This is a genomic window from Mesorhizobium monacense, from assembly GCF_056781675.1.
In genome coordinates, this window is the sequence record NZ_CM165567.1 from 6,772,101 (window position 1) to 6,789,619 (window position 17,519).

Annotated in this window: 21 protein-coding genes; 11 read left to right on the plus strand and 10 right to left on the minus strand. The window is 63.6% G+C overall.

The window, feature by feature from the left end; genetic code table 11:
• Positions 1-12 precede the first annotated feature (12 nt).
• Both hisC and AC1RUK_RS32425 read left to right on the plus strand, forming a co-directional pair.
• Positions 13-1,122 carry a histidinol-phosphate transaminase gene (hisC, locus tag AC1RUK_RS32420; RefSeq protein ID WP_481837375.1) on the plus strand — a complete coding sequence of 370 codons (1,110 nt, stop codon included), beginning with the start codon at positions 13-15 and terminating at the stop codon, positions 1,120-1,122.
• A 6-nt stretch (positions 1,123-1,128) separates the two neighbouring features.
• A complete protein-coding gene (locus AC1RUK_RS32425; protein ID WP_481837374.1) occupies positions 1,129-2,064 on the plus strand; it encodes a prephenate/arogenate dehydrogenase family protein in 936 nt (311 codons plus the stop codon).
• A gap of 3 nt (positions 2,065-2,067) precedes the next feature.
• Here AC1RUK_RS32425 and AC1RUK_RS32430 read toward each other — a convergent pair whose 3' ends face one another.
• Together AC1RUK_RS32430 and AC1RUK_RS32435 are read right to left on the minus strand one after the other, a co-directional pair.
• Positions 2,068-3,000 (minus strand): sugar kinase, encoded by a 933-nt coding sequence (locus AC1RUK_RS32430; RefSeq protein WP_481837373.1) that lies wholly within the window; start codon positions 2,998-3,000, stop codon positions 2,068-2,070.
• Positions 3,001-3,009: 9 nt separating this feature from the next.
• Positions 3,010-4,008 (minus strand): DUF2125 domain-containing protein, encoded by a 999-nt coding sequence (locus tag AC1RUK_RS32435; RefSeq protein ID WP_481837372.1) that lies wholly within the window; start codon positions 4,006-4,008, stop codon positions 3,010-3,012.
• Positions 4,009-4,130: 122 nt separating this feature from the next.
• On the opposite strand from AC1RUK_RS32435, the gene AC1RUK_RS32440 reads away from it, so the two are divergent.
• From AC1RUK_RS32440 to AC1RUK_RS32450, 3 genes are all read left to right on the plus strand, one after another.
• A complete protein-coding gene (locus AC1RUK_RS32440; RefSeq protein ID WP_481837371.1) occupies positions 4,131-4,667 on the plus strand; it encodes a gamma-glutamylcyclotransferase in 537 nt (178 codons plus the stop codon).
• A 122-nt stretch (positions 4,668-4,789) separates the two neighbouring features.
• Complete coding sequence (locus AC1RUK_RS32445) at positions 4,790-5,737, plus strand: aldo/keto reductase (protein WP_481837370.1); 948 nt, start codon at positions 4,790-4,792, stop codon at positions 5,735-5,737.
• Positions 5,738-5,832: 95 nt separating this feature from the next.
• The gene (locus AC1RUK_RS32450; RefSeq protein WP_481837369.1) at positions 5,833-6,453 is read left to right on the plus strand and encodes a LysE family translocator; all 621 of its coding nucleotides are present in this window, start codon (positions 5,833-5,835) and stop codon (positions 6,451-6,453) included.
• A gap of 24 nt (positions 6,454-6,477) precedes the next feature.
• Here AC1RUK_RS32450 and AC1RUK_RS32455 read toward each other — a convergent pair whose 3' ends face one another.
• Together AC1RUK_RS32455 and AC1RUK_RS32460 are read right to left on the minus strand one after the other, a co-directional pair.
• Entirely contained in the window at positions 6,478-7,278 is an 801-nt protein-coding gene (locus tag AC1RUK_RS32455; protein WP_481837368.1) for a lysophospholipid acyltransferase family protein, read from the minus strand.
• 102 nt (positions 7,279-7,380) lie between these two features.
• Positions 7,381-8,286, minus strand: a complete 906-nt coding sequence (locus tag AC1RUK_RS32460; RefSeq protein WP_481837367.1) for a LysR family transcriptional regulator — start codon at positions 8,284-8,286, stop codon at positions 7,381-7,383.
• Between the two features lie 116 nt (positions 8,287-8,402).
• On the opposite strand from AC1RUK_RS32460, the gene AC1RUK_RS32465 reads away from it, so the two are divergent.
• Positions 8,403-9,035 carry a pyridoxamine 5'-phosphate oxidase family protein gene (locus tag AC1RUK_RS32465; protein WP_481837366.1) on the plus strand — a complete coding sequence of 211 codons (633 nt, stop codon included), beginning with the start codon at positions 8,403-8,405 and terminating at the stop codon, positions 9,033-9,035.
• 118 nt (positions 9,036-9,153) lie between these two features.
• On the opposite strand, the gene AC1RUK_RS32470 is transcribed toward AC1RUK_RS32465, so the two are convergent.
• From AC1RUK_RS32470 to ftsE, 3 genes are all read right to left on the minus strand, one after another.
• Positions 9,154-9,876, minus strand: coding sequence for a YdcF family protein (locus tag AC1RUK_RS32470; protein ID WP_481837365.1), 723 nt, complete (start codon positions 9,874-9,876; stop codon positions 9,154-9,156).
• Between the two features lie 122 nt (positions 9,877-9,998).
• Positions 9,999-10,988 carry a cell division protein FtsX gene (locus tag AC1RUK_RS32475; protein ID WP_481837364.1) on the minus strand — a complete coding sequence of 330 codons (990 nt, stop codon included), beginning with the start codon at positions 10,986-10,988 and terminating at the stop codon, positions 9,999-10,001.
• Positions 10,981-11,640: a cell division ATP-binding protein FtsE gene (gene ftsE / locus AC1RUK_RS32480; RefSeq protein WP_006200215.1), complete on the minus strand. Its 660-nt coding sequence runs from the start codon at positions 11,638-11,640 to the stop codon at positions 10,981-10,983. Before ftsE ends, AC1RUK_RS32475 begins: the two co-directional genes overlap by 8 nt.
• Positions 11,641-11,818: 178 nt before the next feature.
• Between ftsE and AC1RUK_RS32485 the strand changes: the two genes are divergently transcribed.
• The 3 genes from AC1RUK_RS32485 to AC1RUK_RS32495 all read left to right on the plus strand — a co-directional run bounded on the left by AC1RUK_RS32485 (position 11,819) and on the right by AC1RUK_RS32495 (position 13,558).
• The gene (locus AC1RUK_RS32485) at positions 11,819-12,475 is read left to right on the plus strand and encodes a hypothetical protein (RefSeq protein WP_481839331.1); all 657 of its coding nucleotides are present in this window, start codon (positions 11,819-11,821) and stop codon (positions 12,473-12,475) included.
• Between the two features lie 115 nt (positions 12,476-12,590).
• Positions 12,591-13,133, plus strand: coding sequence for a hypoxanthine phosphoribosyltransferase (hpt, locus tag AC1RUK_RS32490; protein WP_006200213.1), 543 nt, complete (start codon positions 12,591-12,593; stop codon positions 13,131-13,133).
• Positions 13,134-13,186: 53 nt separating this feature from the next.
• Complete coding sequence (locus AC1RUK_RS32495; RefSeq protein ID WP_481837363.1) at positions 13,187-13,558, plus strand: response regulator; 372 nt, start codon at positions 13,187-13,189, stop codon at positions 13,556-13,558.
• Positions 13,559-13,564: 6 nt separating this feature from the next.
• On the opposite strand, the gene AC1RUK_RS32500 is transcribed toward AC1RUK_RS32495, so the two are convergent.
• The gene (locus tag AC1RUK_RS32500; protein WP_481837362.1) at positions 13,565-14,515 is read right to left on the minus strand and encodes a DMT family transporter; all 951 of its coding nucleotides are present in this window, start codon (positions 14,513-14,515) and stop codon (positions 13,565-13,567) included.
• Between the two features lie 211 nt (positions 14,516-14,726).
• On the opposite strand from AC1RUK_RS32500, the gene AC1RUK_RS32505 reads away from it, so the two are divergent.
• Positions 14,727-15,611: a LysR substrate-binding domain-containing protein gene (locus tag AC1RUK_RS32505; RefSeq protein ID WP_481837361.1), complete on the plus strand. Its 885-nt coding sequence runs from the start codon at positions 14,727-14,729 to the stop codon at positions 15,609-15,611.
• Here the strand turns inward: AC1RUK_RS32505 and AC1RUK_RS32510 are convergent.
• Positions 15,606-15,845: a glyoxalase superfamily protein gene (locus AC1RUK_RS32510; RefSeq protein WP_481837360.1), complete on the minus strand. Its 240-nt coding sequence runs from the start codon at positions 15,843-15,845 to the stop codon at positions 15,606-15,608. The two genes, AC1RUK_RS32505 and AC1RUK_RS32510, sit on opposite strands and share 6 nt — an antisense overlap.
• Before the next feature lie 61 nt (positions 15,846-15,906).
• Entirely contained in the window at positions 15,907-16,368 is a 462-nt protein-coding gene (locus AC1RUK_RS32515; RefSeq protein ID WP_120016320.1) for an Lrp/AsnC ligand binding domain-containing protein, read from the minus strand.
• A 139-nt stretch (positions 16,369-16,507) separates the two neighbouring features.
• Here AC1RUK_RS32515 and AC1RUK_RS32520 point away from each other — a divergent pair, with 139 nt between their 5' ends.
• On the plus strand, positions 16,508-17,500 hold the full coding sequence (locus AC1RUK_RS32520; protein ID WP_481837359.1) for an ornithine cyclodeaminase family protein: 993 nt from the start codon (positions 16,508-16,510) through the stop codon (positions 17,498-17,500).
• The last annotated feature ends 19 nt before the right edge of the window (positions 17,501-17,519 follow it).

A 17,519-nucleotide genomic window follows, 5' to 3' on the forward strand; every position in this document is an offset into this window, starting at 1 on the left:
GATTTGTTAGACATGAACAAGAGACCGGATCAGGCACGGCCAACGCCCCGCGCGGGCATCATGGACATCGACGCCTATGTGCCCGGCAAGAGCACGGCGCCGGACGGTGTCGCCAAGGTTTACAAATTGTCGTCGAACGAGAACCCGCTCGGCCCTTCGCCGAAGGCGATCGAGGCCGCGCGCGAGGTCGCGGCAAAACTCGATATCTATCCCGACGGCACCGCCAGGCGGCTGCGCGAGGCGATCGCCGAGGTGCACGGGCTGAATGCGGCAAACATCATCTGTTCCAACGGCTCCGACGAGATATTGGGCCTGCTGGCGCAGACCTATCTGGCGCCTGGCGATGAAGCGATTTTTACCGAACACGCCTTCATGGTCTACAAGATCTACATCCAGTCGGCCGGTGCGACGCCGGTCGCTGTCAAGGAGACCGACGAGCGCGCCGACATCGATGCGATACTGGCCGCCGTGACGCCGCGCACCAAGATCGTGTTCCTCGCCAATCCCAACAATCCGACCGGCACCTATGTGCCGTTCCAGGAGGTGCGCCGCCTGCATGCGAGGCTGCCCAAAAACGTGCTTCTGGTGCTCGATGCGGCTTACGCCGAATATGTCCGCCGCAACGACTATGAAGCCGGCATCGAGCTGGTCGGCGGAACCGAGAACGTGGTCATGACCCGCACCTTCTCCAAGCTCGGCCTTGGCGGGGCGCGGATCGGCTGGATGTATGGTCCGATGCACGTCGTCGACGCGATCAACCGCATTCGCGGCCCCTTCAACGTCAACGCCACGGCGATCGAGGCCGGGATCGCCGCCATCCGCGACCGCGCCCATGTCGAGCGCAGCGTGGTGCACAACGAGACCTGGCTGACCTGGTTGACTGAGGAACTGACAAAGCTGGGCCTCAGGGTAACGCCGAGCGTCGGCAATTTCCTGCTGATCCACTTTCCCGACGACAAGAAGCATTCGGCGGCGGCTGCCGACGACTACCTTACTGCGCGCGGCTTCATTTTGCGGCGCGTTTCCGGTTACGGCTTTCCCAACGCGTTGCGCATGAGCATCGGCACAGAAGAAGCCAATCGCGGAGTCATCGACGCCCTCACGACATTCCTGAAAAGCTAGAACACCATGACATCACCGCTGTTCGAAAAGATCGCGCTGGTCGGCATCGGCCTGATCGGCTCGTCGCTGGCCCGCGTCATCCGCCGCGGGGGCCTCGCTCGCCATGTCGCCATCTCGACGCGCAGCGAAACGACGCTGGGGCGTGCCAGGGAACTTGGGCTGGGGGATTCCTACACAACCGATGCGAAGGAAGCGGTGCGCGATGCCGACCTGATCATCGTTTCGGTGCCGGTCGGCTCCTCCGGCGCGGTCGCGGAAGAAGTCGCGCCGGCGCTGAAGAAGGGCGCCATCCTCACCGATGTCGGCTCGACCAAAGCCTCAGTCATCGCGCAGATGCAGCCGCATGTGCCGGAGGGCGTTCACTTCATTCCCGGCCATCCGCTGGCCGGCACGGAAAAATCGGGGCCGGATGCCGGCTTCGCCGACCTCTTCGACAATCGCTGGTGCATCTTCACGCCGCTGCCGGGCACCGATCCGGAGGCGCTGGAGCGGCTGTCGGAATTCTGGCGGCGTTGCGGCTCCAACATCGACACGATGGACCCGCAGCATCACGATATGACTTTGGCCATCGTCTCGCATCTGCCTCATATCATCGCTTACAACATCGTCGGCACCGCCGACGATTTGCAGTCGGTGACCAAGTCCGAAGTCATCAAATATTCGGCTTCCGGTTTTCGCGACTTCACCCGTCTCGCCGCTTCCGACCCGACCATGTGGCGCGACGTCTGCCTGCATAACAAGGATGCGATCCTCGAAATGCTGGCGCGATTCTCGGAGGATCTCGCCTCGCTGCAGCGGGCGATCCGCTGGGGCGACGGCGAAAAGCTGTTCGACCTGTTCACCCGCACGCGTGCCGTGCGCCGCTCGATCATCGAGGCCGGCCAGGACATCGATGTGCCGGACTTCGGCCGGCAAGCCGTCGAGCATCCGGCCAAGGGGTAGGGCTCACGCCTCCAAATTTGCCGGCCAGTGGGCCGCCATCATCGCCAGCGTCTCGGCCCGGTCCGGCGCGCCCAGCCGGCCGCCGAAGCGCAGGCATTTGAGCGCGGCGGCAGCACTGGCAAAGCGCAAGGCCTGCTCGGGAGGCATGGCCTCCGCGAGGCCGACGGCAAAGGCGCCGTGAAACACATCGCCGGCGGCAAGTGTGTCCACCGCCTTGATCCTCGGCGCCTCGACATGGCGCACACAGCCGGCGGAATGGTCATGCCACCAGCTTCCCGCCGCCCCGCCTGTCACCGCGACAAAGGCATCGGTGCGGCTGGCGAGGTCGGCGCAGGCAGTCTCCGGATCCAATGCCTGGCCGCAAACGATGCGTGCCGCAGGCTCGGAGGCGACGATGTGCGTGGCTAAAGGCAACAATTGCTCCAGCACCTCCAGCGGCGCGGTATCGGCGTCGAGGATCGCCGGACGGCCGGCGGCGCGTGCCGCGGTCAGGGCCAGTGCGGCAGCGCCCGGCCAGCGGACATCGACCAGCACGGCGTCGAAACCGGAAAGATCGGCAGGCAATTTCTCGGGATCGGCCTGCGCCTTCGGGTCGTAAAAGGGAACGATGATGCGTTCGCCGTGGGCGTCGACCAGGATCGCCGCCAGTGCCGAGCGCGCGCCACTGACGCGCCGGACAAGGCTGCAATCGACACCCTCGGCCTCGATGCCGGCAATGAGTTGGTCGGCGACGGCATCGTCACCGGCGCTTGCCCAGAGCGAAACCTCGGCGCCGAGACGCCGCGCGGCGCAAGCGGCGCTGGTAGCCATGCCCGAGGCCATCTGGGCAGCGTCGGAGGCGATAAACTTGCCCTGATGCATGGGCAGCGTGTCGAGGCGAAGGATCGTGTCCAGCGTCAACGCGCCAACGCTCAGGAGCCTTACCGGTCTGCTCATTCGTTGTTTCTAATCGACCGGCTTGATCTTGCCCAGCGGAATGAAGCCGAGCGACGCCTTGCCCTTGACGATCCGGAGCGGCATCGACGGTTCGTTGCCAAGCATTGCCAAGCCGGCAAAACCCTGTTCGATCTCGCTCTTGCGCTCAGGGATGGCGGCGCCGAGGATTGCCGCCACCGCCTTGGGATCTTTCAGCCTGATCGTCAGATCGGCGTCGATCAGACCCTCGGCATCGACCGACAGCGGTCCGGAGACCGTAACCCGCGCGGTGCCTGACGAGAGGTCCAGCTTGGCGATGTCGACGGCCTGGCCGCGCAGGCTCTTTACCTGCTTCCCGATCAGCGCGACGCCGTTCCTCAGCGTCGCCTCGCCGCTGCCGTCGAGCGCCGGCAGCACGCGGCCGCCGATTGCGTCTGAGTCGATTTCAAGATCGCCAAAATTCCCGAGATAATCGAGGTCCTGGCCGTTCGGACGCAGCTCTCCAGCCGCCGTGCCTGCGCTGAAGAGCTCGACCGGATCGGTGTCGTCGATCGGGTCGGTCTGGCCGGACAGCCCCTCCGCCTTCAGCGCAATACGCCGGGGCAGCGGCCAGGAGAGTTTGACGTCTGCCTGCAACTTATCCCAGTCGATCCAGAGCGGTGTCATGCCCGGCACGGAGGTCCTGAGCGGCCCGCGCAGGTCGGCGACCGGCGACAGAGGCCGGGTGATCTGCGCGACGGCATTGAAGCTGCCGGTCGAGGCGGCGACATTCCTGGTGTCGTCCTCATAGGCAAGCGTGTCGCAGGAAACGGCGAAGCTGAACGGATAGCCGCTGACGGTCAGGTTGGAGCAGCCGGCCTCGATGCCGTTGCCGTTGAGCGCGGCCACCGCCTTGTCGGCCCCACTCCTGACGCGGTCGGCCAGAAAGAACCAGCCGCCGCTGTAGATGGCGAACAGCACGGCAATGAATGCCGCAAGCCAGAACAGCCGGCGGCGAAAGTTCGGCGGGCGCTCGTCACTTGACGTCATGCTGCAGCTTTCATTAACGCCGCGTGTTGCGGGTGGACTGTCGCTTAGGCAACAAGCAGATAGGCGGAAAAACACCGATTCCGATTTGGAGTCGTCACTCTCGTGCAATCAGGCTTGGCGATATGGGCGATTTTTGGGTTTTTGGCTATGGGTCGCTGATCTGGCGACCGGGATTCGCGCATGTCGAAACGCGGCGCGCCCGTCTTTACGGCTACCGCCGGTCGCTCTGCGTCCATTCCTTCGTGCATCGCGGCACGCGTGAGCGGCCGGGCCTTGTGCTCGGCCTCGACCGTGGCGGCTCCTGCGTCGGGCTGGCGTTTCGCGTGCCCGGCGAGTTGCGCGACGAGGTGCTCGCCTATCTGCGTGAGCGCGAACTGGTGACCAGTGTCTACCTCGAACGCACGCTTGATATCCGCCTCGACAAGAACGGCACGACTGGGGGCGAGACGGTTACCGCGGTCGCCTATATCGTCGACCGCGCGCATGAGCAGTATGCCGGCGGGCTCGATGCAGCGCATGCGGCTGATATTGTGCGCGGCGCCGTCGGGCAGTCCGGCAGGAACGAGGACTATCTGCTCAGCACGCTGGAACATCTGAAGGCGCTGGGCATAAGCGACCACTGGCTGGAAGAGGTGGCCCGGCGCCTCTCACCTTTGTGAAGCGCTGGCCTGCAGGAAAGGGCAGCCAGGCCTTTGACCTTGGCATGGCGAGACCTAGCTTAGCTTCAGCCCCCGAATCCTTCGGGTTTCACCCGCCCCATTCCAGCATCACGGAGCCAATCTTGCAGAAACGCCGTCTCGGTCGTACCGACCTTTCCATCGCGCCGCTGGTTCTGGGCGGCAATGTCTTTGGCTGGACCGCCGACGAAAAGACCTCCTTCGACCTGCTCGACCGCTTTGCCGGCGCCGGCCTCAACGCCATAGACACGGCCGATGCCTATTCGCGCTGGCATGCCGGCAACAAGGGTGGCGAGTCCGAAACCATTATCGGCAAATGGATGAAAAGCCGCGGCAACCGCGACAAGATCATCGTCATCACCAAGGTCGGCTCGGACATGGGTCAGGGCAAGCGGGATCTCTCCGCTGCCTACATCGAAAAGGCAGTCGACCAGTCGCTGAAGCGGCTTCAGACCGATGTGATCGACCTTTATCTGTCGCATTGGCCCGATCCGGCCACGCCCTACGAAGAAACGCTCGGCGCCTACCAGAGCCTGCTTGCCAAGGGCAAGATCCGCCATGCCGGCTGCTCGAACCTCGACGCCGGCCAGCTGCGCGCGGCGCTGGATGTTGCAAGCCTGCGCAGCCTGCCGCGCTACGAAGCGCTGCAGCCGGCCTACAATCTCTATGACCGCTCATCCTTCGATGGTTCGCTGCGCGATCTCTGCCTCGCGGAGGACATCGGCGTCATCAGCTATTACGGTCTCGCTAAGGGGTTTCTGAGCGGCAAATACCGCAGCGAGACAGACCTCGGCAAAAGCCAGCGCGGCGGCGGCGTCAAGGACTATCTCAATCCACGCGGCATGCGCATCCTCTCAGCACTCGATGCCGTGGCCGAGCGTCATTCAGCCAAGCAGGCGGAGGTGGCGCTAGCCTGGGTGATGGCGCGGCCAGGCATTACGGCGCCGATCGCCAGCGCCACGACGCTCGCCCAGGTGGACAGCCTGGTGCGCGCTGCATCGCTGGCGCTCGGCGCCGACGATATGGCCGCGCTGGACGAGGCGAGCGCATAGCCGCCGGCGGCCTTGCGCCGACGCACGATCGTTCAAGACGCGCTGGGCTGTCTCGTCATAGCGTTTCGCATCGTGGCAAGATGCGGGAAGCCGAGATGGCCGCAGAGGTTCTTTCGCATACGCAGCAATTGCAGCAATTGCTGGTATTGGTGCTGGCGGCAACCGTCGTCATGGGCAGTCCGGGGCCGGCGACGATCAGCGTCACCGCCGTAGGCGCTGCGTTCGGCCTGCGCGATTCGCTCCGCTATGCGTCGGGGATCATCGCCGGCACGATCGCCGTGCTGCTGGTGGTGGCCACCGGCATCATGGCGGCGCTTGCCTCGATGCCGACGTTGGCGCCGCTGCTGGCGATCGCTTCCGCTGCCTACATCCTCTACCTCGCCTTTAAGATAGCGACGGCGCCGCCGCTGGCCGCGCGTGACAGTGGCGCTGCCCGTCCCACTTTCCTCGGCGGGTTCCTGCTCGCCGTCGCCAATCCGAAAGCCTATGTGGCGATTGCCGCCGTACTCGCCGGCTCTTCGTCGGGAGCCGGGGATCTCGGCATCTCGGCCAGGCTGGCGGTCCTTGCTCTGATGATCGTCGCCATTCATGCGCTGTGGCTTCTCGCCGGGGCGGCATTCGCCCGCTTCCTGCGTCAGCCGCTGGCTTCGCGGATCATCAACCTGGTGTTCGCGGCAACGCTGGTGCTGACCACGGCACTGGCGGCATGGCCATGAGCCGACCAGCGGGACTGTTGGGAATCAGGCCTTCGCCTTCTTCGCCGCGCCGAGTTCCGCCAGCCGCTTGACCGCCGTCGGCGGCATCGGCGGCGGGTTTGGCACGCGCGCGGCCTCGACGAGGAGCTGATCGCAGGCGGCTTCCGTCTCGCCGATCAGCCGCTCCATGAACTCTTCCCTGTCGAGCCCGGCCGGGATCGGCGGCAGGAAGCGAGCCTTGATTGTGCCGGGGTAGCGCAGGAACTTGCGGCGTGGCCAGTAGAGGCCAGCAACATGCGCAACGGGCACCACGGGGACGCCAAGCTGGGTGTAGAGCTCGACGATGCCGTACTTGTAGGCCGGCTCGTCGCCCGGTGCGCGACGCGTGCCTTCGGGATAGATGATCAACTGACGCGGATTGCGTGCCATCTCTTGCCTGGTCGCGGAGACCACCGCCTTCAGCGCCTTGGAGCGGCTGCCGCGATCGACCGGGATCATGCGCATCTTCATGATGTACCAGCCGAAGAAGGGAATCCAGGTCAGTTCCCGCTTCAGGATGTAGAGGGGGTCCTGAAGGAAAGGGAAAAAGGCGATCGCGTCCCAGAACGACTGGTGCTTCGGCGCCAGGATGAAAGAACCCTCGGGCAGGTTTTCCAGGCCGGTGATCTCGCCCTTTGTGCCGGCGATCTTGTCGTAGAGCCACATGCAGGTGCCCGACCAGAATTTCGGCACGAACCAGGCACGGTGGCGCGGCGACAGGAAGTAATACGGGGTCCAGAGGATCATCTGGACGATCAGGTTGATATAGAAGACGAAGTTGAACGCCAGCGAGCGGATATAGAGCATGCAGGAAGGGCCCGGTGAGGAGGTGTGCGTTGGTTACACCAAGCGCGGGCAAAAAGGAAACGCGCGATGCCGGGAACGATCCCGGGCTCGCGCGCCATCCGTCTACCACATGGCCTGCGTCAGGCGCTCCTTCAGGCGCGGCGCGGCGAAATCGAGAAAGGCGCGCAATTTTACCGGCAGCAGGCCCTGGCCGGCATGGACGAGACTTACCGGCCATGGCGGCGGCTCGAACTCCTGCAGGATGGGGCATAGCGTGCCGGAGCGTACCTCGGCGGCGATCTGGTAGGACAGCAGCTTCGTCACCCCGACACCGGCGACCGCAGCATCGATCGCGGCGTCCGCCGTGTTGACCCGAAGCCGGGAGCGGACCGGAATGGCAAGTTCGCTCTTGCCCATACCGAAGGTCCACGCGGCGGGAGCGGAGAGGTTCTCGAAGGTGATACGGCTATGCGCCGTGAGGTCTTGCGGGGTTTTCGGCGTGCCGTGGGCGGTAAGATAGGCGGGACTCGCGCAGACGACGCGGCGGATCGAGCCGACGCGGATGGCGACCAGGCTGGAGTCGGGCAGTTCGCCGATACGCACGGCAAGGTCGATATGCTCCTCGACCAGTTGGGTTATCCGGTCGGCGAGCGTCATCCGGACCGCCACTTCGGGGTAGGCCGCGAGGAAGGCGGTGACGACCGGCAGGACATGCAGTCGGCCAAAGACGATGGGCGCGGTGATGATCAGTTCGCCGGTGGGCGCGCTGTATTCGCCGGCAGCGCTGCGTTCGGCCTCGCCCACCTCGTCCAGAATGCGACGGCATGCGGCCAGATAGGCCTGCCCGGCATCGGTTAGCGTCAGCCGTCGCGTCGACCGGTTCAAAAGACGCGTCTTCAGATGTCTTTCCAGGTCGGAGACCTTGCGGCTGACCGTCGCCAGCGGAATGCCGAAACGGCGTCCCGCCGCGGAAAGGCTTCCGGCCTCCACCGCGGCGACGAACAGCGACATGGCCTCGAGACGATCCATAATTCTCCCAAAAAATGGAAGGTTAGATTGCAGATATGCCATCTACATCCGAAGGATGGAAGGCCATAGTTACTGTGGGCAATAGCCATAGGGTGCGGCCGCGAGGAGGGCTTCTCATGAATGCTCACAGCTTCACCAGCGATGTCGCCTTCACACCGACCGTCAAGGCGATCCAGAGCCGCAAGGGTTCGCGCGACGCCTATGCCCGCGTCGAGGCGCGCGGCGGCTGGCAGGCAGTGATCACGGCCGATCTCGCCGGTTTCATCGAGGCGCAGACCAGCATTTTCCTGGCGACGGCCAACGGCGAGGGCCAGCCCTATATCCAGCATCGCGGCGGGCCCGCCGGCTTTCTGAAGGTGCTCGACGAGTGCACAATCGGCTTTGCCGACTTCTCCGGCAACAGGCAGTTCATCACCCAGGGCAATCTGAGCGACAATTCTCGGGCTTTCCTGTTCCTGATCGACTACGCCCGCCGGCAGCGCATCAAGATCTGGGGCACGGCCCGCATCGTCGAGGACGACGCCGACCTCATGGCGAAGCTGATGCCCGGGGGCTACAAGGCGCGTCCCGAGCAGGTCATCCTGTTCACGGTGTCGGCCTGGGACGCCAATTGCCCGCAACACATTCCGCAGCGCTTCGAGGCGGCCGACGTGGCAGCCGCACTGGCCGAGCGCGACCAGCGCATAGAACGTCTCGAAGCGGAGATTGCCGACCTGCGCGCCGCCCTGGGCACTGCTGCCGCAGGTTGATGCCGGCCAGAGCGGTTCATCGTTTCGCGGAAACGCATGGCCGCTCTATCTCTTTGTTTTGACGCAATTCCGGACGGAAAACCGTTTCACACTTTTCCTGGAATTGCTCGAGCAGTGCTCAGTCGTGCGCTGTCGCGGCTTGCGCCACCGCGATGCTGCCGGTCTGGCGAGCCGGCACGATGCCGCGCGCCAGCGCCAGCACATATTTGCTGTATTCGGTCAAAAGTACGCGCAGCGCCTCCGGCTTGGTCAGCCAGCCGCCATTGCCGAGATTGGTGTTGACCACCGGGTAGGGTTCGAGCCTGGCGCCATGCAGCAGCCGGCTCATCTCCAGCAGGCTGCGCGGCATGTGATAGTTGTTGGTAACGAGGATGACGGTGCCGTAGGCGTGGCTCTCCACCCATTTGGCGCTCTCCTCGGCGTTGCCGATCGTGTCGAGCGCGGCGCGGTCGATGTCGACGCAGCAGGAAAACAGCGCCTTGTCGCCGCCGGTTGCGGCCTGGAGCTGGCGGCGACTGGCCGAAGGGTGGACGCCGCTGATCAGCAGCCGCTCACCCTTGCCGGAGGCCAGCAGGTCCATCGCGGCATCGAGGCGCGACTGGCCACCGGTGAGCACGATGATGGCGTCGGCCTTGGCCGGATTGGCCGGAGTCGTCATATGGCTGACGGTGCTGGCGAACCAGCCGAAGCCGCCGGCAAACAATGCGGCCAGCGCAAGAATAGAGAAAGCGGAGATGCGCAGGGCTCTTGCCAATCGGCTCGGCCTGCCTCGGGCATGCAAAAGGGAACCAACCACTGGCATCTGTCCAGCCGTTCCGGTTGAGTCCATCGCGTCCATCATCCTATGGTTAATCCTGAAATGTGGCCTTTGATAGGAAAAAAAGCGCACATTGCGTTACGTCAGTTTTCTACCCGTGATCGTTCCTGAGCCTGTTTCGTTCATGCATGCCGCCATCCCATGCATCAGCCCGCGTCCGGCTGACGGATGTCGATGTCGCTGAGATAGGTGACCACGGTGGCGTGCGACGTCGCCGCCGTCAGCGCGCCGATTACCAGGACCATCAGGCCGACGCCGAGATAGCCTGCCGATCCGATGGCGAAATTGCCGAACAGGGCGGTCGCCTGGTCGGCCTGCGGCGTCGCCATGTTGCGCGACGACCACCAGGAAAAGACGATGAATACCAGAATGGCGGCGGCCCCGCCGGCGGCGGCACCCTTCATGCCGGTGACCAGGAAGTGCCAGCGGAATTCGCGCGCGATGAAGCGCGCTTCGGCGCCGACGAAATGCAGCACCTCGATGATGTGGCCGTTGCCTGCCATGGCGCCACGCGTCGCGAACACCACCGTCAGCACGGTGGCCGACAGCATCAGCGCCAGAACGGCGATGCCGATGGTCACCGTCGTGCGGGCCATGGCCACCAGGCGGTCGACCCAGGTACGATGATCGTCGAGTGCGGCACTCGGCAGCTTGGGTGTGATCGCGGCGCGCATGGCGGCGAAATCGGGCGGGTTGTTCTCGTCGATGGTGACGATGACCAGGCGCGGCACCGGCAATTCGTCGATGTTCAGGCCCGAACCCAGCCACGGCTCCAGCAGCCGGGCGGTGGCGTCGCGGTCGATGATCTTGGTCTCCTTCACGCCGGGGAATTCGCCAGCGATCTGCGAGGCCTGGGCAAGGGCCGCCTCCATGTCGAGGCCGTCGACAGGCTTGATCTGGATCGTCGCCTCGCGCGAGATCTGGTTCTCCCAGACCGAAGCGGTGTCGCGCACCAGCGTTACCGCGCCGAAGGTCAGGCAGGACAGGAAGGTCATGATGGCGATGACCAGCACCAGCGCCCGGCCGGCAATGTTCTGCGCCGGCACGATTGGCGCCATCTTGCGCTGCACGCGCTGCACCGCTCCGGCCATCTCGGTGGGCTGTTCGTGAAGGTGTTCGACGGAAAGTTCAGTCATAGACGTCCAACCTTCCGCCGGCCAGGATCATGCGGCGCGCGTCGACCTGCTCCATCAGGCCGAGATCGTGGGTTGCAATCACCACCGCGGTGCCGAGACGGTTGAGCTCGATGAACAGCCGTAGAAGCCGGCGTGCCAGCGGCGGGTCGACATTGCCGGTCGGCTCGTCGGCAAGCAGGATCTCGGGCTGCTCGATCAGCGCACGCGCGATCGCCGCGCGCTGCTTCTCGCCACCCGACAGCACGGGCGGCAGCACATGCATGCGCTCGCCGAGGCCGACCCATTTCAACAGCTCGGTGACGTCGGTGCGATAGCTCGCCTCCTCGCGCCCGCGTACGCGCAGCGGCAAGGCCACGTTCTCATAGGTGGTCATGTGGTCGAGCAGACGGAAATCCTGGAACACTACGCCGATGCGCCGCCTCAGATGCGGCAGCTCGCTGCGCGAAATGCGCGAGCGGTCCTTGCCGAAGATGGTGATCAGCCCGCGCGTCGGCTTCAGCGACATGAACAGAAGGCGCAGCAGCGTCGTCTTGCCGGCGCCCGACGGGCCGCTCAGGAACTGGAAGGAGCGCTCCGGAATGTGCAGGGAAATGTCGCGGAGGATTTCCGGACCCATGCCATAGCGGAGGCCGACATTTTCGAAGCGGATCACGTTCGACGACCTGAAACTTGCGGCGGCGAAACGCCTGCCTTTTCTCTTATAAGACCATCGGTCGGCATGGTTAACCGTCGGTTAATTTTCGGTGTTTTTCGGTTCGTCACAGCGGTTCCGGTGGGGAAGCGTTAACCATTTCCGTTTACGCAAAAGAAACGAAGACTAAACAAGGGCCATAATGGCTGAAGATCGAACCGCGCGCCCCGTTTCCGGCGAAATCATGACCGGCACGGCATCAAATGCCGCGCCGGAACGCTTTGCGCGCGATGCTTCGGCCGACGTCGTCGATGCCGATTATGAGGTGCTGCCGCGTTTCACCGCCAATGCGGAAGCCTCGGCCGCCAGACCGCAACCGCACGTAGCCGCTCCGCCGCCGATCGAAGGCATGGAGATGCTGCGCAAACCCGAAGCCGCTGCAGAGCGGCCGCCGGCATCGCGCGGCGGGCCGATCTTCTGGATCGCCGGCGTCGGTGCAGCACTTGCCGCCTTCTGGGTCTCGGGCGGCCACGCGCTGGTGCGCCAATCGCCGTTCTGGGCCGCCGAGCAGCCAGCCGGTGTCGCGCTCAGCATCTCGAGCGTCACCTCCCGCATCGACGCTTCAGGGCCGAAGCCGGTCCTGTTCGTCGATGGTGAAGCCGCCAATGACGGGGCGAAGGCCGCGCCGTTGCCGCCTCTGGAGATCCGGGTCACCGGCAATGACAGCCAGGTAACGCGCTATACGCTGGGGACATCCAGCCGGTCCTTGGCGCCCGGCGAAAGATTCGGCTTTTCCAGCCGCCTCGATGTGCCTAGAAACGGGGTCAAGTCCGTATCGGTCACATTCGCCGGCTAAGGCTCGATCCAGAAACCGGTTTCCTGGGATCGTGTGCAAAATCAAAAAGGTCTACAGCGCTTCCGCAGACCCAAAAGGTCGTGGCCCTGTAGGCAGAGCGCCTGGAGGGCCAAAAATGCCAGTTGTGCGTGGCAAGGACATCGAGGTCCTGTTTTCGGCGTCGGCGATCGCCCGGCGCAATCTCGAACTCGCCAAGGAGATAGCCGGTCACGATTACCATGACCTCCTGGTGATTTCGGTGCTGAAGGGGTCCTTCATCTTCGCCGCCGACCTCATCCGCGCCATGCACGATGTCGGCCTGTCGCCGGAGGTCGAGTTCATCTTCATTTCCAGCTATGGCGCCGGCACCACCAGCGGCGAGGTGAGGGTGCTGCGCGACATCGACAATGAGGTCGCCGGCCGCGACGTGCTTCTGATCGACGACATTCTCGAATCCGGCAAGACGCTCTCCTTCACCCGCGACCTGATGCTGTCGCGTGGCGCCAAAAGCTGTTCGATCGCCGTGCTGCTCGACAAGCGCATGCGCCGCCAGACGGCGCTCAACGCCGATTATGTCGGCTTCGACTGCCCCGACTATTTCGTCGTCGGCTACGGCATGGATGTCGCGCACGCCTTTCGCGAATTGCCGTTTGTAGGCGTCGTCAAAGGGGATGCATAAAAGCCGTTCGCGGTTCAGGAAAAGTCAACTTTTCACCGCCAAATATGCCGCCCATGGCAAAGCTTCTGATCGTCGAGGACGATGAGTCCGTCCGCACTCTCGCCGCCCGCGCGCTTGAACGCGATGGGCACAGCGTGGCTGTTGCCGCCGACGGCGCACAAGGGCTTGCGCTGATCCAGCAGTCCCGCGGCGGCTACGATCTGGTGGTTTCCGATATCCGCATGCCGGAGATGGACGGCATCGAGATGGCGATAGCTGCAGCGAAGCTGTTTCCGGCGATGAAGATCATGCTGATGACCGGCTATGCCGACCAGCGCGAGCGCGCCGAGGAACTGAACGGCATCATTCTCGACGTCGTGCAGAAACCGTTCACGCTGGCCGAGATCCGCGCCCGTGTTGGACGCGCGCTGACCTGTTTCGCCTGATAGGTGTCAGGCTGGATCGCCGCTCGCGGCAAGTACGGTCGCCGTCTGCCTGCGCCGGCTAGCGTTAAGCGCCAACAGGCCGGCGCCGATGATCAGCGCTGCACCTAGCATCGTTGTTCCCCTGGGTATCTCGGCGAAGAACAGAAAACCCCAGAGCGGCGACCAGAGGATGCCGGTGTATTCGAAGGTGGCGACGCGGTTGGCCGGCGCCAGCCGGTAGCCCTGCGACAAGAGGATCATGCCGGCCGAGGCGACGAAGCCGCAGGCAGCCATCTTGAGGAAGTCCGGCAGCGCCGGCCACACCCATGGCCGCACTAGGAATTCGAGGCTCGGATGGACCGCATGGGTGATGCCGGCGAGGTGAAACGCGCCGGCGACCACGATGGCGCCAGTGAGATAGGCGCCGTTCTGGTAGAAGGCCATCACCGTCGACGATTCGGTATCGCCGATCCTGCGCGCCATAAGTTGCGAAAAACCGTAGAGCGCCGCCGAACCGAGCGAGAGCAGGGCCGCCCAGTCGAACAATCCGGCGCCGGGGCGCAGCATCACCAGAACGCCGACCAGGCCGATCAGAACGGTCGCCAGCGTCTGCCATGAGACGCGCTCGCCGAGATAGGGGCCGGCGAGGGCCATGATGAACAGCGGCGCCATGAAATAAAGCGCCACCGCGTCGGCCAGCGGCAGGGCGGCGATCGCCAGATAATAGACCGTGTAGGACGAGAACTGGATGAAGGCGCGCAACGTCAGCAGGCCGAAGCGCCGCGACAGCAATGCCCGCAATCCGACATCGGCGTGGACGAGAACGATCAGTATGGGAAGGGCGACGATCGCGCGGATCGCCATCACCTCGGTCACCGGATAGGCTCCCGACACCGCTTTGACGAGCGGGTCCTGCAGCGAAAAGACCAGGACGCCCAAACAGAGGCTCAGGATGCCAAGCGTCATCCGGTTCTGCATATGTTTCGGCCCCCCGCGAGCCACTGCGTACCAGTAAAAAGAACCCGCCACCGTTTTCGGGTGGCGGGTATGAGTGAGGACTCTTCGATTGGTCCGCAACCGATTTCGCGGTCGCATATCCAATGGGAGAGGGGACTATCGGCCGGCGTTTGACATGTTGCAAACGAATTGGAATGATGCCAGCAATCAAAAATTCTTATGGCGAAATGCGATGAAGCCTACCCTCGACAGCGACCTCCTGCGCACCTTCGTCGCGGTGGCCGAGACCGGCAATTTCACCAAGGCGGCGGAACAGGCCGGCCGCACCCAGTCGGCGGTCTCCATGCAGATGAAGAAGCTCGAAAGCATGGTCGGTGACAGCCTGTTCGAGCGCGGCTCGCGTGGCGTTTCGCTGACGCGCCGCGGCGGCGAATTGATCGTCAATGCCAGGCGCATCGTTTCGCTGCTCGACGAGACGGCGGCGTCGCTGGTGGCGCCGCCGCTCGACGGTCCGGTCCGAATCGGCATTCCGGCCGAATATGGCCATTCGATCCTGTCGCGCGCGCTCGGCGCCTTCGCCAAGCGCCATCCGCAGGTCGAGGTTACGGTGCGGTACGCCCACTCCGACTCGCAGATGCGGGCGCTGGCGGCGGGCCAGCTCGATCTCGCCGTGGTGTTCGAATGGGAAGGCCTTTCGGGCGGCGAGGTGCTGATGCATGACCCGACGGTCTGGGTCACGTCCGCCATCCATCACATGCATGAGGAGCGGCCGGTGCCGATCGCACTCTACAACCGTGGTGGCTGGTGCCGCGACTTCGCCATCAAGTCGCTGGAGCAGCGCGGCGTCGGCTACCGCGTCGCCTATACCAGCGACACCAATGGCGGCCTGACGCTCGCCGTGACCTCGGGCCTCGCGATCGCGCCGATCTCACGCAGCAACGTTCCCGCCGGCTGCCGCGAGCTCGGCGCAGCCGACGGCTTCGGCGACATCGATTCCTCGAATGTCGTTCTGCACCGCAATCCGAGCGTTTCCGGCGAAGCCATCGACAGCATGGAACAGGCGATCCGCGAGGCGTTCATGCTTACCGGTCAGGCGGGTATCACGCCGGATCTATGACTCCGGGGTGGGCATGTCCTCGTAGAAGGTCAGGCGATTGCCGAACGGATCGCCGACGGTGACCTCCTTCGTCCGCCAAGGCGTCTCTTCCAGTCCCGGCCTGGCAAAGCGGTATTTCTTGCCGATCAGTTCGCCATACGCGCCTTCCGGCAGACCTCGGGAACCGGCGCTCCCTCCCCGGTCTGCCGCAGAATGAAGGCGATGTGCGCCTGCGTGAACGTCGACTTTTTTCATGCCGAAAACTCCGTTTAGACTGGAATTTTCCAGCCCCAACCGGTCCAGAAAACCGGAGGTGTCAAAGCGGCAACAATGCGTCGGGCTTCACATCACCGATTGATGCGTAAGTGTGCGTTTCCCTGACACCAGGAAGCGGCAGAATGACCCGCTGCAGGAATTCCTGAAACGTCGCCATGTCAGCTATTCGTGCTTTGACCAGGTAGTCGAAACCACCAATCACCATATGGCATTCGATGATTTCGGGTGCCTTCGCAACAGCCTCTGCAAAGCGGTCGAAGACGTGCGGCGCGGTATGATCGAGCCTTACCTCGACAAAGACGAGCGTGCCGCGTCCTATCTTTGAGGGCTCCAGCACAGCCCGCACTGCGCGGATAAAGCCTTCACTGAAAAGGCGCTTGATGCGCTGTGATGCGCCGGTCGGTGACAGTCCAACGCGTTGGGCGAGGTCAAGTACGGTCCGGCGACCATCTTCTTGCAACAGCCCGAGCAGCATCCGGTCGATACGGTCCAGATCGTTCATTTCGGATCCACACTTTCTTGGGTCTAAATGCGTGAAAATCACGCAAAGAGCTCGAAATTGATATATTTCATCACGCCAGTTGCCGCAATACGGTTGGAAAGGCACACAACACCTAACCGGAACGAAGGCAAGCAACATCATGGACAGCACACAACCTGCCTCGAGCAATCACACAAAGGGTGAGATCAAGATTCTCTCGCTGAGCGAAGCGGAGATCAAAAAATGTATCGACCTACGCAAGCTGCTCGACGCGCTAGCGGACGGGTTCAAAGCGCTTTCCGACGGTCGTGTCGTCAATCCAGCGCGGCCACAACTCGATATTCCGAATGCAGGCTATTCGTTGGCGATGCCGGCCTGGATGAAGGGCATGTATTTGACCGTAAAACTGGTCAACGTGTTCGAAGGCAATATCGCCCGGGGCATCCCAAGTCACCTCGCAACAATACATCTCTTCGATCCAGAAACAGGAATGCCTGTTTGCATCATGGATGGCACCTACATCACGGCCGTACGCACGTCTGGCTCGGCCGTCCTCTCAGTGCGAGAGCTCGCCAGGCGTAATGCCAAGATCGCGACCGTCGTGGGCGCTGGCGTTCAAGCTAGCCAGCACCTTCACCTGTTGCCACTCGTTCGAGATTTCCAGGAAATCCGAGTTTTCTCGAAGGAGTTTGCTGATGCGCAGGCGCTGGCTTCACGTCACTCAGGTATCACCGCCGTCGAGGACCTCGAGGGCGCGGTACGCTCTTCAGATGTCGTGTGCCTCGCGACGCACTCCTACGTCCCCGCGATATCCGCAGAATGGGTTCAACCAGGAACGCACGTGTCCTCGGTTGGTGTCGCGCCACCCGGCGGCGAACTTCCGATCGAGTTGATCGCCCGCGGCAAGCTCTTCGTTGAGACGCGCGACGCCTTCTCGCCAACACCCGTGGGTTGTTGCGAACTTGCAAATATCGATCCCGATGCAGGCACTGATCTTGGCGCGATGTTGCTGGGACTGCGACCAGGTCGGACGTCAGATCAGCAGATCACGATCTACAAGGCCATGGGTGTCGCCATGGAGGATATGGTGGCAGCCGACCTCGCTTACCGCGAGGCCAGACGCCTGGGTGTGGGCCAAGCTATTTCTCTCTAGGCGGCGTGGACAGTTACCT

Bases quoted from the DNA above. Each gene is read 5' to 3' on its own strand.
- AC1RUK_RS32520 (WP_481837359.1), top strand. From the start codon at position 16,508: ATGGACAGCACACAACCTGCCTCGAGCAATCACACAAAGGGTGAGATC.
- AC1RUK_RS32450 (WP_481837369.1), top strand. From the start codon at position 5,833: ATGGCCGCAGAGGTTCTTTCGCATACGCAGCAATTGCAGCAATTGCTG.
- AC1RUK_RS32435 (WP_481837372.1), bottom strand. From the start codon at position 4,008: ATGACGTCAAGTGACGAGCGCCCGCCGAACTTTCGCCGCCGGCTGTTC.
- AC1RUK_RS32440 (WP_481837371.1), top strand. From the start codon at position 4,131: ATGGGCGATTTTTGGGTTTTTGGCTATGGGTCGCTGATCTGGCGACCG.
- hisC (WP_481837375.1), top strand. From the start codon at position 13: ATGAACAAGAGACCGGATCAGGCACGGCCAACGCCCCGCGCGGGCATC.
- AC1RUK_RS32475 (WP_481837364.1), bottom strand. From the start codon at position 10,988: ATGACTGAACTTTCCGTCGAACACCTTCACGAACAGCCCACCGAGATG.
- AC1RUK_RS32455 (WP_481837368.1), bottom strand. From the start codon at position 7,278: ATGCTCTATATCCGCTCGCTGGCGTTCAACTTCGTCTTCTATATCAAC.
- AC1RUK_RS32495 (WP_481837363.1), top strand. From the start codon at position 13,187: ATGGCAAAGCTTCTGATCGTCGAGGACGATGAGTCCGTCCGCACTCTC.
- AC1RUK_RS32505 (WP_481837361.1), top strand. From the start codon at position 14,727: ATGAAGCCTACCCTCGACAGCGACCTCCTGCGCACCTTCGTCGCGGTG.
- AC1RUK_RS32460 (WP_481837367.1), bottom strand. From the start codon at position 8,286: ATGGATCGTCTCGAGGCCATGTCGCTGTTCGTCGCCGCGGTGGAGGCC.
- AC1RUK_RS32470 (WP_481837365.1), bottom strand. From the start codon at position 9,876: ATGATGGACGCGATGGACTCAACCGGAACGGCTGGACAGATGCCAGTG.
- AC1RUK_RS32425 (WP_481837374.1), top strand. From the start codon at position 1,129: ATGACATCACCGCTGTTCGAAAAGATCGCGCTGGTCGGCATCGGCCTG.
- AC1RUK_RS32465 (WP_481837366.1), top strand. From the start codon at position 8,403: ATGAATGCTCACAGCTTCACCAGCGATGTCGCCTTCACACCGACCGTC.
- AC1RUK_RS32500 (WP_481837362.1), bottom strand. From the start codon at position 14,515: ATGCAGAACCGGATGACGCTTGGCATCCTGAGCCTCTGTTTGGGCGTC.
- AC1RUK_RS32430 (WP_481837373.1), bottom strand. From the start codon at position 3,000: ATGAGCAGACCGGTAAGGCTCCTGAGCGTTGGCGCGTTGACGCTGGAC.
- AC1RUK_RS32510 (WP_481837360.1), bottom strand. From the start codon at position 15,845: ATGAAAAAAGTCGACGTTCACGCAGGCGCACATCGCCTTCATTCTGCG.
- hpt (WP_006200213.1), top strand. From the start codon at position 12,591: ATGCCAGTTGTGCGTGGCAAGGACATCGAGGTCCTGTTTTCGGCGTCG.
- AC1RUK_RS32515 (WP_120016320.1), bottom strand. From the start codon at position 16,368: ATGAACGATCTGGACCGTATCGACCGGATGCTGCTCGGGCTGTTGCAA.